Annotated in this window: 13 protein-coding genes and 1 riboswitch; of the genes, 4 read left to right on the top strand and 9 right to left on the bottom strand. The window is 70.2% G+C overall.

The window, feature by feature from the left end; translation table 11 throughout:
* The 3 genes from ACS8YF_RS18745 to ACS8YF_RS18735 all read right to left on the bottom strand — a co-directional run.
* A partial coding sequence (locus ACS8YF_RS18745; RefSeq protein ID WP_440851633.1) for an ATP-binding protein occupies window positions 1–991 on the bottom strand: 991 nt, incomplete at its 3' end.
* Window positions 978–1724, bottom strand: a complete 747-nt coding sequence (locus ACS8YF_RS18740; protein ID WP_440851632.1) for a CbtA family protein — start codon at window positions 1722–1724, stop codon at window positions 978–980. The genes ACS8YF_RS18745 and ACS8YF_RS18740, both read right to left, overlap by 14 nt.
* 101 nt (window positions 1725–1825) lie before the next feature.
* A complete protein-coding gene (locus tag ACS8YF_RS18735) occupies window positions 1826–2020 on the bottom strand; it encodes a CbtB domain-containing protein (protein ID WP_440851631.1) in 195 nt (64 codons plus the stop codon).
* 47 nt (window positions 2021–2067) lie between these two features.
* Window positions 2068–2272: riboswitch (cobalamin riboswitch) on the bottom strand.
* Between the two features lie 90 nt (window positions 2273–2362).
* On the opposite strand from ACS8YF_RS18735, the gene ACS8YF_RS18730 reads away from it, so the two are divergent.
* Together ACS8YF_RS18730 and ACS8YF_RS18725 are read left to right on the top strand one after the other, a co-directional pair.
* Entirely contained in the window at window positions 2363–2791 is a 429-nt protein-coding gene (locus ACS8YF_RS18730; RefSeq protein WP_440851630.1) for a cobalamin biosynthesis protein, read from the top strand.
* A 23-nt stretch (window positions 2792–2814) separates the two neighbouring features.
* Window positions 2815–3918, top strand: coding sequence for a cobalt-precorrin-5B (C(1))-methyltransferase (locus tag ACS8YF_RS18725; protein ID WP_440851629.1), 1104 nt, complete (start codon window positions 2815–2817; stop codon window positions 3916–3918).
* 108 nt (window positions 3919–4026) lie between these two features.
* Here ACS8YF_RS18725 and cobM read toward each other — a convergent pair whose 3' ends face one another.
* A complete protein-coding gene (gene cobM / locus ACS8YF_RS18720) occupies window positions 4027–4791 on the bottom strand; it encodes a precorrin-4 C(11)-methyltransferase (protein WP_440851628.1) in 765 nt (254 codons plus the stop codon).
* Between the two features lie 121 nt (window positions 4792–4912).
* Entirely contained in the window at window positions 4913–6154 is a 1242-nt protein-coding gene (gene cbiE, locus ACS8YF_RS18715; protein ID WP_440851627.1) for a precorrin-6y C5,15-methyltransferase (decarboxylating) subunit CbiE, read from the bottom strand.
* Window positions 6155–6188: 34 nt separating this feature from the next.
* Here cbiE and ACS8YF_RS18710 point away from each other — a divergent pair, with 34 nt between their 5' ends.
* Window positions 6189–6941 (top strand): cobalt-precorrin-6A reductase, encoded by a 753-nt coding sequence (locus ACS8YF_RS18710; protein WP_440851626.1) that lies wholly within the window; start codon window positions 6189–6191, stop codon window positions 6939–6941.
* On the opposite strand, the gene cobJ is transcribed toward ACS8YF_RS18710, so the two are convergent.
* From cobJ to ACS8YF_RS18690, 4 genes are read right to left on the bottom strand one after another with little or no spacing between them, the layout of a single operon-like run.
* The gene (gene cobJ / locus ACS8YF_RS18705; protein ID WP_440851625.1) at window positions 6926–7687 is read right to left on the bottom strand and encodes a precorrin-3B C(17)-methyltransferase; all 762 of its coding nucleotides are present in this window, start codon (window positions 7685–7687) and stop codon (window positions 6926–6928) included. The two genes, ACS8YF_RS18710 and cobJ, sit on opposite strands and share 16 nt — an antisense overlap.
* Complete coding sequence (locus ACS8YF_RS18700; RefSeq protein WP_440851624.1) at window positions 7684–8415, bottom strand: precorrin-2 C(20)-methyltransferase; 732 nt, start codon at window positions 8413–8415, stop codon at window positions 7684–7686. The genes cobJ and ACS8YF_RS18700 overlap by 4 nt, the downstream gene beginning before the upstream one ends.
* Window positions 8412–9065, bottom strand: coding sequence for a precorrin-8X methylmutase (locus tag ACS8YF_RS18695; RefSeq protein WP_440851623.1), 654 nt, complete (start codon window positions 9063–9065; stop codon window positions 8412–8414). The genes ACS8YF_RS18700 and ACS8YF_RS18695 overlap by 4 nt, the downstream gene beginning before the upstream one ends.
* Before the next feature lie 36 nt (window positions 9066–9101).
* Entirely contained in the window at window positions 9102–10373 is a 1272-nt protein-coding gene (locus tag ACS8YF_RS18690) for a hypothetical protein (protein WP_440851622.1), read from the bottom strand.
* Between the two features lie 258 nt (window positions 10374–10631).
* Between ACS8YF_RS18690 and bluB the strand changes: the two genes are divergently transcribed.
* The gene (bluB, locus tag ACS8YF_RS18685; protein WP_440851621.1) at window positions 10632–11303 is read left to right on the top strand and encodes a 5,6-dimethylbenzimidazole synthase; all 672 of its coding nucleotides are present in this window, start codon (window positions 10632–10634) and stop codon (window positions 11301–11303) included.
* Window positions 11304–11483 lie beyond the last annotated feature (180 nt).

The following is an 11483-nucleotide window of genomic DNA, read 5'->3' as shown; positions in this document are numbered from 1 at the left end:
GGGCGGGCGCGCGCCCGACATGGCGCGGCGGCAGGCCGCCCCAGCCGCTGTCGCCGCCCTGTTCGCCATCGGCTGCATTGCCGGGATCGCTGCCGCCCGTCCGGGGCGGGCCCGAATCCGGCTCGCCGCCCGCCGACTCGGAATGGCGCCGATGACAGAGCACGAACTCGGCGACGGCCTCGATATCCGCTTCGCTGACGGCATTCCGGCCCTGCCAGCCCGCGTGCGCCCGGGCCGCCTGGCGCCAGTGCAGATCCGCGCGCACACCCTCGACATCGGCCGCCACGCAGCGCTCGGCGATCGCCACCTTGCTCGTCTCCGGGCAGATCACATTCGATAACCGCGTCCGGGCCGCCTCGATCTGCGCGGCGAGTTGGGCCTGGGCATCGGCCCAACTCGCGGCAAAGGTGGCCGGGTCCTGCTCGTAGGCCAGCCGCTGGTCGACGATCGCCCGGCGTTCGTCCGCGCGATAGCGCGGTTCGAGTTCCACACACAGACCGAAGCGGTCGGCGAACTGCGGGCGCAGCTCGCCTTCGTCCGGATTCATGGTGCCGATCAGGACAAACTCGGCCGCATGTTCACGGCTGATGCCGTCGCGCTCGATGCGGTTGATCTTGGAGGCGGCCACATCGAGCAGTACGTCGACCAGCGGATCGGCGAGCAGGTTGACCTCATCGATATACAGATAGCCGCCGTGGGCGCGGCCGATCACGCCGGGACGATAGGCCACCTCGCCAGTGCCAAGTGCGCGCTGCAGATCAAGGCTGCCAATCACCTGTTCCTCGGTCGCCCCCAGCGGCAGCGTGACGAAGCGCCCGGCCGCTCGCGCATCGATCGCCGCCAGGCCGCGCGCCAGCGTGGACTTGGCCGCACCGCGCGGACCAGAGACGAGCACGCCCGCCAGCGCAGGCTCGATCGCGGCCAGGATCAGCGCAGTCTTGAGCCGATCCTGGCCGACCACGGCCGCGAACGGGAAATCAGCGTGCGACATGCGCCATACCCTGCGGTGACCCGGCGGCCCCGATCCAGCGCCGCATTGCCCAGCCACAGGCCGTGCCCAGCACCAGCCAGAGCAGGAGATTGGTCGCGCCGCTGGCCCAGATGAATTGCTGGTGGATCTGTTCGAGCGCGGCCGTCGCCGCCGGGCCATGGCCGGCATAGGCCGAGCCGGCCGGCTCGGGCGCGCCGAACAGATACGGCAGCGGCATCAAGACCAGGGCCGGCAGCTTCTTCCAGCCCGGCGCGAATACGGCCATCGCCAACGCGACGATCACCACGGCCACCGTAGCGGCCCACCAGAGTTGGCGATCGGTCAGTGCCGCGGCGAGCGTGCCCGGCACTTCGGGCGACAGCCCGAGCGCCGGGGCCACGAACACCGACGCGAACCCGGACAGGCCCCAGAGCGCGCCGGGCGCAGGCCCCAGCGGCGTGCCGCACGCAAGCGTCGCGACGCTCATCGCCACCATCAACAGCAGCGCGAAGCCGATGGCGACGCCGATATCGGCCGCGATGGTGAACAGCATCCGCGGCGCCCCGTCGGCCGGCGCCCAGGCGTGCACTTCATCGGCGGAATGCGCGCCCGCCGCGTGGTGATGTGCGGGCTGCTCGTAGTGCTCGGCCTGGGCGATCAGCGGCGCGGTGGTGAATTGCTCGCCGAGACCCAGCAGCGCCCCGACCGCCAGGCCGATGGCCACGGACAGAAAAATCAATCGTCGAAACAGCATGCGCTCTCCCGGTATGCGATCCGCGTCCCGGCGGATCGCCAGAATGCTCGAACACGGTCGTTATCGCCGCGGCGAGGCGGCGAGGCAGTGTCACGTGACGATCAGTGGCAGGGAAAGGACGCCGAGTGACGGGCGTCGTGGGCCGCGTTATGCACCGGCATGATGTGGGAAAAACCCACGCCGTAGACGACGAACAGGCCGATCAGTGTCGCCCCGGCAAGCTGGACGGCCTGGCTGACACGGGACGCCGGCAAGGCCGGGTTGTGGCCGGCGGCGGAAGTCTGGCTGGTTTGCATGTACACACCCGTACGTTGAAATCACCGGGTTCGGCGCGTGGCAAGCGACGAACCTTGCACCCAGGGCCGGTCTCCGGACTCGCGAAGGTCGTATCCCGACCCGTCCATGCCTTCCCGCGCGAAACGCGCAGTGGCTCGATATGGACTGTATCGCCTACCGTTGCGGGGGCAGCAGCGGCCTTGCGCACGAAGCGCGCACCGCTTTCCCGATTATCCTGCGGCGAGGCAGGCACCCTGTAACCTGGAGTCTAGGTTGGGGGGTCGAGGCGGTCAAATGGCTCGACCGGGAAGACTCTCGGTTATGCTCGGCGGCTGAATGGCCGATGAAACGGAGTGACCAGCATGCATGGCAACCGGCTGTGGTTTGCGGGGCTGGGCCTCCGGCGCGATTGCCGCGCCGGTGAGCTGGCGGCATTGCTCGCGGCGAGCTGCGGCGAAGCCGGTATCGAGATGCGGGCGCTGCACGCCCTTGCCTGCCTCGATCTGCGCGTATCGGAACCGGGCCTGCAGGACCTGGCCGAAACACTCGGGCTCGTGCTGCACGCCTTGCCGGCCCGGCGCCTGGCGGCCTTCAACGACCGGCTGTCGCAGCATTCGCCACGGATCCAGGCGCGGTACGGGGTCGGCGGGATTGCGGAAGCCGCGGCCCTGGCCTCGGCCGCCGCAGGCCACACCGGGGCCCCCCCCCGGCTCGCGGTGACGCGTCGCCAAAGCGCTGCGGCCACGGTCGCGATTGCGGTTCGCGAAACCGCTGCCGTGCCATCCCGCTAGCCGACGCGTCGTAACAAGCGTTTATGCGCGAGGAAAGCAGCGAACACGGCGGCACGTTACGCACCGGCTGGACCACGGGCGCCACCGCGACCGCGGCCGCGGTCGCCGCCGCCCATCGACTGTTGTTCGACACGGTACTGGAGCGCGTGCATCTGCGGCTGCCGCGGGGGCGCGAAGCCGTATTGCCGGTCGCCGACAGCCGCGTGATCGCGCCGGCCCGCCTGGCCGAGGCGGGGCTGATCAAGGACGCCGGCGACGATCCGGATGCCACCCACGGCGCCCGCGTCTGGGTACAGCTCGAATTGACCGCCGCGCCGGGCATACGGTTCGAAGCCGGCGTCGGCGTAGGCACGGTCACACGCAGCGGTCTGGCCCTGGCGGTGGGCGAACCGGCCATCAACCCGGTGCCGCGCCGCATGATCGCCGACCACCTCGCCCGCGTCGCCGCCGATGCGGGCTACGCGGGCGGCTTTCGCGTGATTGTCGGCGTCGACGACGGCGAGCGCATCGCGGAAAAAACCATGAATGGCCGGCTCGGTATCATCGGCGGGCTGTCGATCCTGGGCACGACCGGCATCGTGCGGCCGTTTTCCTGTGCCGCCTATATCGCCTCCATCCATCAGGGGATCGACGTGGCCCGCGCCAACGGCCTGACCCATCTGGCCGCGGCCACCGGCTCGACCAGCGAAGCCGTGGTCCGCGCAGCCTATGACCTGCCCGATATGGCGATCATCGAAATGGGCGATTTCGTGGGCGCGGTCGTGAAATACCTGAAACGCTACCCGGTGGCCCGGCTTACGCTGGTCGGCGGCTTCGGCAAGTTCAGCAAGCTCGCCGCCGGCCGGCTCGATCTGCACAGCCGGCGCGGCGGCGTGGATTTCGAATTTCTGGCCGGCCTGGCCCCGGAGGCCGATGCCGCCACGCAGCAGGCGATCCGCACCGCGAACACCAGCCTTGCGGCGCACGGGCTCGCCCGCGATGCCGGCATCGATCTCGCCGCCCGCATCGCCCGGCGCGCCTGGCAGAAAGCCGGCCATTACCTGCCGCCGCAAACGCGACTGGAACTCTGGGTGATCGACAAGCCCGGCCGGGTTCTCGCCCGTTACGGCCGTCTCGACGACCGCTAGCAACTTCGATGAACGCATGGTCCCGCCCGCCGGCGGACAGGCATCAAACCATCGGCGTCGGTGCGGCGGACCCTATCGCCCTGCGGAATACGACGCCCCGGTCCGGAGTCAGTCCTCACTCGCCCAGCGATAACGGCTGGCATGGGTCGGGTCGTAGAGCTTGCTTTCGTTGAAGTCGGTCGCCCCCACAACCGGCCCGACGAAGATGATGGCGTTGCGCTTGGCTGCCAGCGTATCGGCGGCGGCGACCAGGTCGGCCAGCGGCGCGCGGACGATCCGTTGTTCGGCCCAGGACGCCCGTTGCACGATCGCGGCCGGGCAGTCCGCGCCATACGACGGCAGCAGGCGTTCGACCACCTCGGCGATGACCTGCAGCGACAGATGAATCGCCAGGGTCGTGCCGCTGACCGCGAATGTTTCCAGCGTCTCGCGGGCGGGCATGTTCGAGGCCCGCCCCTGGGTGCGGGTGATGATCAGGGACTGGCCGACTTCGGGCACGGTCAGCTCCTGGCCGAGCGCGGCGGCCGCGGCCGCGAAAGCCGGCACACCGGGAGTGAGCGTGTAGTCGATGCCGGCCTCGCTCAGCCGGCGCAGCTGTTCGGCCAGGGCGCTGTAAATGGCCAGATCGCCGGAATGCAGGCGCGCGATATCGTAGCCGGCATCGGTGGCATCGATCATGCGGGTGATCATGTCGTCCAGGCTCATGCCGGCGGTATTGATCGCGTCGGCACCGGGCTTGAGATGATCCAGTACCGCGGCCGGGATCAGGGATCCGGCATACAGACACAGATCGCAGCGCCCCAGCCGGTCGACGGCGCGTAGCGTGAGCAGGTCGGGCGCGCCGGGGCCGGCGCCGATGAAATGCACGGTCATGGTTTGGTCTCCTTCGGGCCTGCCGGGTTTTCCTGCGAGTCCGGGGCGTGGCACGCCGCGACGCCACGCGCGCCCGGCGGGACAGGATGGGCGGTCGCCAATGCGGCGTTCGCACGACATCTCAACGGGTCCGGGTCCAGCAGCCGATCGTCACCGGCCGCGCCGACGCCCAGCCATGGAAGCGACCCAGCGGCTCAGCACGCTCGATACCGATCCGGCGCAACGTCCCGCCATGGCGTTGCATGGCCGCGGCAAGCACCGCATCGCCTTCGACGGTCACGCTCGTGGCCACCAGTCGGGCCTGTTGTCCCGCGGCCAGCGATGCCAGACAGCGTTCGACCAGGCCTGCGTGGGTCAGCCCGCCGCCGATGAAAATCGCATCGGGCGTGGGCAGGTCCGCCAGCGCCTGCGGTGCACTGCCGTGTATGCATTCCAGCGCCGGCACGCCGAGCCGCTCGGCATTGCGCCGTACCCGTTCGGCCCGTTCGGCTCGCGCCTCAAGCGCGATCGTCCGATTGGCCGGGTCGGCCAGCATCCACTCGATGCCGACCGCGCCGGAACCGGCGCCGATATCCCAGAGTGTTTCGCCCCGGCCCGGGGCGAGCAGCGCCAGCACCACGGCCCGGACCTCGGCCTTGCTGATCTGGCCGTCGTGCTCGAACAGCGCCTCCGGCCGCCCGGCAACCCGCGGGATCGGCTGCGCCCGGGCACCGGCGACACAATCCACGGCCACTACGTTCAGGGCCGCGATATCCGCATGCGCCCAGTCGGCCGCCCTATCGCTCAGGCAGCGCGCCCCGGCACCGCCGAGATGTTCGAGCACTGTCAACCGTGACGGCTCGAATCCGGTCTCCCGCAACAGCCGCGCGACCGCCGCGGGGGTGCGACCGTCCCAGCTCAAAAGGATGAGGCGCGTGCCATTGTCCAGGTACGGCCGTATCGCGGCCAGATCCCGGCCATGGACCGACAGGCAATACACATCCTGGAGCGCCCACCCCAGCCGGGCCGCCGCCAGGGAAAACGCCGAGGGTCTGGGAAAGGCGCGCATCTCGCTCGGCGCCACCGAGCGGGCCAGCGTGGCGCCCACGCCGAACCAGAATGGATCCCCCGTGGCCAGTACGGCCACCGGCGTGCCGCGCCGGGCACGAATGCCGTCGATCGCATCCAGCAGCGGCGACGGCCAGGTTTCGCGGGTCTGGCCCGCAATCGGCGGCAGCATCGCCAGATGACGCCGGCCGCCGATCACATGCGCCGCACGCGCGACCGCCGCACGAGCCGCCGGTTCGAGCCCTGGCCAGCCGTCTTCGCCGAGGCCCACGATCGATAGCCAGGCCTGGACAGATGCGTCAGTATCTCGGCACATTGCCCGTCCGTTTGCGTCGGACCACGACCGATCCATGAAACTGCTGCTGCTCGGCGGCACCGCCGAAGCCCGCGAACTCGCGGCGTCCCTGGCCGCGTTCCCGGACGTCGAGGCCACCCTGTCGCTGGCCGGCGCGACCACGGCGCCTGCGCGTTTCGCCCTGCCGGTACGCCGCGGCGGCTTCGGCGGGGTCCACGGGCTGTCGCGTTATCTGGCCGCCGAAGCCATCGACGGCGTCATCGACGCCACCCATCCCTTCGCCGCGACCATGTCGGCGAATGCGGTGGCCGCCAGCGCTGCGCTGGGCATCCCGCTCTGGCGTATCGAGCGTCCGGCCTGGCAGGCCGGGCCGGGCGACGATTGGCATGACGCCGCCGACCCGCCTGCCGCCGCCCGGCGCTTGGCCGAGTTCGGGCCCCGTGTGTTTCTGAGCGTGGGCGCGCGCAGCCTGGCGCCCTTCGCGGACGTCGCCGGCAAGCACTGGATCGTGCGCAGCATCGAAGCGCCCGAGCCGGCCCCGGCGTTCGGCAGCTGGACACTGATTCGTGCCCGACCGCCTTTTGCGGTGGCCGACGAAATCGCCCTGTTTCGCATGCACGATGTCGATGTCCTGGTGACCAAGAACAGCGGCGCGCGGGCCACCGCGGCCAAGCTCGATGCGGCGCGCCGGCTCGGCCTTCCGGTCGTGATGATCGCGCGCCCGGCGCTGTCGGCGCCACAGCGGCATTTCGGCTCGGCCGAGGCCCTGATCGCTGCCTTGCCCGAACTGCATCAGGCGCGCGGATAGTAACGCGGGGTGTAGACGCGCGTGGCGCCACCCTGCGCGAACACCCGCGTGGTCGAGGCACCGACGATGACGAGCGTGCTCATGTCCGCCCGGGCTGGCGAAAAACACGCTAGATCGGTGATATGCAACGATTCGTCGACCCGGCCCACCGCCCGGCCAAGGACCACCGGCGTGGCCGGGTCGCGATAGCGGCGTATGATCGCCATCGCCGCCCCCAGCTGCCAGGGCCGCGCCCTGGAAATCGGGTTGTAGAACGCCAGCGCGAAGTCGGCATCAGCGGCGCGGTCGATGCGTTTTTCGATCCGGTCCCACGGCTTGAGGTTGTCCGATAGCGAGATCACGCAGAAATCGTTACCGAGCGGCGCCCCGGCCCGGGCGGCGACCGCCTGGATAGCGGAGACCGCCGGTGCGATGCGGACATCGACGGCCTGCCAACGGGGGTGATCGGCGCCTTCGAGTGCTTCCCATACCGCGGCGGCCATGGCGAAGATCCCGGGATCGCCGCCGGAGATCACCGCAACGCGGGCACCGTTGGCCGCCAGGTCCAGCGCATGTCGGGCCCGCGCCAGTTCTTCGCGATTGTCCGAGACATGCCGGGCCTGGCCGCACCCGGCCACGCGCTCGACATAGCCGGCATAACCCACCAGATCGGTCGCGGCTTCGAGAATCGCCGACGTTTCCGGCGTGATCCAGTCCGGATCGCCCGGCCCGACGCCGACCACCGCCAGCCAGCCGCCCGCGCTCATACCCGCACGCCCGGGCCGGGCAACAACACCATCGAGAAATACGGCGCCGGCCCCTCAGGGGCCTCGGCCAGCGGCATGACGCGCTGGCGCCCGCCCATGCTGGCGCGTTCGACATACCAGGCGGCCTCGCCACGTCCGGCCGCCGCCAGGGCCGCCCGAATACGCGGCAGATTGCGGCCGACCTTCATCACCACCACGGCCTGGGCCATGCCCAGCGCCGCGGTCAGCTGATCGTCCGGCAGCGTACCGGGCACGACCGCCAGCACATCGTCGCGCATGGCGATCGGGCGCGGCAACTGCGAGGCCCCGGCCAGCATGGCCGGCACCCCGGGAATGACCACCGGGGCGTAGCGCTCGCGCAGGCGGATGAACAGATGCATGAACGAGCCGTAGAAGAACGGATCGCCCTCGGACAGCACGGCCACCGAGCGCCCCGCATCCAGATGGCTCGCCACCGCGGCGGCCGAGTCGTCGAAAAAACGCTCGATACGCTCGCGGTATTCGGCCGAGCCATGCGGCAGCTCGGTGGTCACCGGATAGGCCATGGGCAGCCGCGTCTGCGCCGGGTCCAGATACGGTTCGGCGGTCGCCAGCGCATTGCCGCGACCCGCCCGCTTGCAGAAGTACGCCACCACCGACGCATCCGCGATCGCCCGCGTGGCCTTGACCGTCATCAACTCCGGGTCGCCCGGGCCGGTGCCGACCCCGTAAAGAACGCCTGCGCTCATAGCGCTTCGCTGGCGAAAGCGTTAACCGCGGCCGCGGCCATGGCGCTGCCGCCGCGCCGGCCGCGCAGCGTGAGAAAGTCCAGGCCGAACGTCTGGGCCGCGAGCGCCTGCTTGCTCTCGATCGCGCCGACGAAGCCGACCGGCAGGCCGAGCACCGCGGCCGGCCGTGGCGCGCCGCTGGCGACCATCTCCAGCAGGTGGAACAACGCCGTGGGTGCATTGCCGATCACGACCACGGCGCCGTCCAGCCGCGCGCGCCAGAGCTCGAGTGCGGCGGCGCTTCGGGTATTGCCGATACCTGCGGCGATCCCGGGCGTTGCCGGATCGCGCAGCGTGCAGACGACGTCGTTTTCCGCCGGCAGCCGGCGTCGTGTCACCCCATGGGCGACCATTTCGCTGTCGCAGAGAATCGGCGCGCCGGCAATCAGCGCGGCCCGCGCTGCCCGCGCGACATGCCGCGAATAACGCAGATCGGCCACCAGATCGGTCTGGCCGCAGGCGTGCATCATGCGAATCGCCACATCGACCAGATCCGACGGCACGCCCGACAGATCCGCCTCGGCGCGGATGATGGCAAACGATTTTTCGTAAATCGCCCGACCGTCGCGGATATAGTCGTAATCCTGACTGGAATCGCTCACCGGATTCATACACCTCGTTGCTGTGATGACACGACGCGCGCCGGATCAGACGGCGGCCGGCCCATGGCGGGCGACGAATGCCTCGGCGCTCTCGCCGGAACGGCCCTGTTCGACAAAGGCCCGGTCCAGCGCGGCCAGGCGCTGCACCACCTCGGCCGGCGCCAGCCCGGTCCAGCTTGGTATCGCCGCCGGCCCGCCGGCGAATACCACGTCGTACCGGCCACCGCGGCCGACCAGCGTGACCGCCGCCGGCCGGCGGCGCGCACACCCCTTAGAACAGCCGGACACATGCACGGCCGTCCCGCTCGCCGCGGCCCGCAGGTTCGGCATGGCGTGCGAGCATAGCAAGGCGTGCGCCCGCGTGTCGGTCGAACCGTGCGCACAGCCGCGCTGGCCGACACAGGCTTCAATCGATGCATGGGGATCGGCGCTGGAGACGATAGCGCCCAGGCGGCGAAGCCGTTCGCGCAGCGCCTCACCACCGGCAGCCACAACAAGGCTGCGATCCGGGAACAGCCGGATCGGGCCGTGCGTACGGGCAAGGCGCGCCAATTCACCCAGCGTCCGGGATTCGATCCGCCCGAACGGGAAAGCGAACGACTGCCAGTTCGCACCGCGCCGTCTTTCCAGCGGATATTCGATGCGCGGCGTGATCGCGCCCGAAGCCGCGGCGGTCAGCGAAACCGACAGCTGCGCGGCGGCCCGGGCGATACGGGCCGGGTCCAGCCCGCGTAATCGCAGCCCGCGGTCCGGCGGCGGGTTGCCGGCCACGACCTGTGTCATGAGTCCCGTCACCGCCGCCGGCACATCGCATGCCGCCAGGCAGGCCAGCGGCGTCGCGCTCACGCTGTCGCCCGCCACCGCAAGCCGCCAGACGCCGGGCCGGCCGGCAAGCGCGTCCAGCCGGATGTCCGCATCAATCCACCCCAGGTGGGCACGTCCGCCGCCGTCGACGACAAGGGCGAATTTGTCGGCCAAGGCCGCCGTGACGTCACTTTGGCGCATCGCGGCACGCAAACCGCGGGCCAGTGTGATCGCATCGCCCTCGGCATTGTCGTCGATATCGCTTGCCGCCGAGATGATCGTATCGGGCACCCCTGCGTCGCGCCGGGCCTCGCGCAAATCAGCCGAATCCAGCCTCGCCATCGCATCCCGGATCGCCGTCACCCCACGCAGCTCGATCTTGGCGCGACGGGTCACCCGCACGCCGCCATCGGCAACGCAGTCGGCGATCCGGGCCAGGGCCCGGAGCATGCGGGCATCAAGCGCCGAATCCGGCGGGCGCAGACGCAGGAGATGACCATCGGCGGTGGCCATCGGGCGCCTGTCGGTCGGGCACCAGCCGCGAACCCACGGGTACGGGCCGTCGGTGGCAGCGTGTCGATGAATACTCAGCGGATCGTCTCGCGTCGAAAACGGAATGCGGCGAAGGCTTGCAAAGCCGGCCCGGTAATTCAAGCCGACAGCGCCCCGGCCGCGCCCGTGCATACACGGCAGAACCCACCCCGGGCGCGACTCGTACCCAACCGCGACAGGCTTTAGGATACGCCTTTGCCCCGCATCGGGAATGCGTGCATGCGAGCACATCGTTACGACGCCGCCGAACTCGACACGGTTTACCGCGTCATCGCCGAACGCCGGGACATGCGGCATTTCCGGCGCGACGCGGTCCACCCGGACGTATTGCAGCGTATCCTGGCCGCGGCCCACTGCGCGCCCAGCGTCGGCTACATGCAGCCCTGGCGGTTCATCCGGGTGATCGACCGCGACCTGCGTGCCGCGATCCGCGCCGATGTCGAGATCGAGCGCGAACGCACGGCCGATGCACTGGGCGAGCGGCGGGACGAATTCATGCGCCTGAAGGTCGAGGGCATCGACCAATGCGGCGAGTTACTCGTCGTGGCGCTGACCGACGGGCGCGAGCGCCATGTTTTCGGCCGCCGGACGATGCCCGAAATGGACCTCGCCTCGGCGGCCTGCGCGATTCAGAACCTCTGGCTCGCGGCACGGGCCGAGGGCCTCGGCATGGGCTGGGTATCGCTATTCGAACCCGCGACCCTCGCCGCTCGACTCGGCATGCCCGACGGCGCGCGACCGATCGCCATTCTGTGTCTCGGACACGTCGACGAATTCTACCCACGCCCGATGCTGGCCGAACAAGGCTGGGCACAACGCCTGCCGCTGGACGCGCTGGTCGGCGTCGATGGATGGCCGAGCGCGGCGCGGCACGACGACGAACACGGATAGAAACGACGCCGCGCCACCGCCCGAGGCGAGCCGCACGACGGCCCCTGGTCTTTTCAAACACAGCACCCGGCGAGATGACTCGCGGCTGCGCCGCTCACCCCTGCGGGGCCGCCGTCGCTGCGCGCCGGCGTTCGACCGCGCTATGCGCGGTCGTCGAACGCTTGTTTATGGGTCGGGAGT

Source organism: Salinisphaera sp. SWV1 (assembly GCF_052044155.1).
Classification (GTDB): Bacteria; Pseudomonadota; Gammaproteobacteria; order Nevskiales; family Salinisphaeraceae; genus Salinisphaera.
Note: the sequence above shows the minus strand (reverse complement) of the source record. Positions and strands in the feature narration are given on the sequence as shown.

Coding starts and splice junctions, on each gene's coding strand:
- ACS8YF_RS18700 (WP_440851624.1), bottom strand. CDS start 8,415: ATGAGCGCAGGCGTTCTTTACGGGGTCGGCACCGGCCCGGGCGACCCG.
- ACS8YF_RS18690 (WP_440851622.1), bottom strand. CDS start 10,373: ATGGCCACCGCCGATGGTCATCTCCTGCGTCTGCGCCCGCCGGATTCG.
- ACS8YF_RS18710 (WP_440851626.1), top strand. CDS start 6,189: ATGAAACTGCTGCTGCTCGGCGGCACCGCCGAAGCCCGCGAACTCGCG.
- cobM (WP_440851628.1), bottom strand. CDS start 4,791: ATGACCGTGCATTTCATCGGCGCCGGCCCCGGCGCGCCCGACCTGCTC.
- cobJ (WP_440851625.1), bottom strand. CDS start 7,687: ATGAGCGCGGGCGGCTGGCTGGCGGTGGTCGGCGTCGGGCCGGGCGAT.
- ACS8YF_RS18725 (WP_440851629.1), top strand. CDS start 2,815: ATGCGCGAGGAAAGCAGCGAACACGGCGGCACGTTACGCACCGGCTGG.
- cbiE (WP_440851627.1), bottom strand. CDS start 6,154: ATGTGCCGAGATACTGACGCATCTGTCCAGGCCTGGCTATCGATCGTG.
- ACS8YF_RS18695 (WP_440851623.1), bottom strand. CDS start 9,065: ATGAATCCGGTGAGCGATTCCAGTCAGGATTACGACTATATCCGCGAC.
- bluB (WP_440851621.1), top strand. CDS start 10,632: ATGCGAGCACATCGTTACGACGCCGCCGAACTCGACACGGTTTACCGC.
- ACS8YF_RS18735 (WP_440851631.1), bottom strand. CDS start 2,020: ATGCAAACCAGCCAGACTTCCGCCGCCGGCCACAACCCGGCCTTGCCG.
- ACS8YF_RS18740 (WP_440851632.1), bottom strand. CDS start 1,724: ATGCTGTTTCGACGATTGATTTTTCTGTCCGTGGCCATCGGCCTGGCG.
- ACS8YF_RS18730 (WP_440851630.1), top strand. CDS start 2,363: ATGCATGGCAACCGGCTGTGGTTTGCGGGGCTGGGCCTCCGGCGCGAT.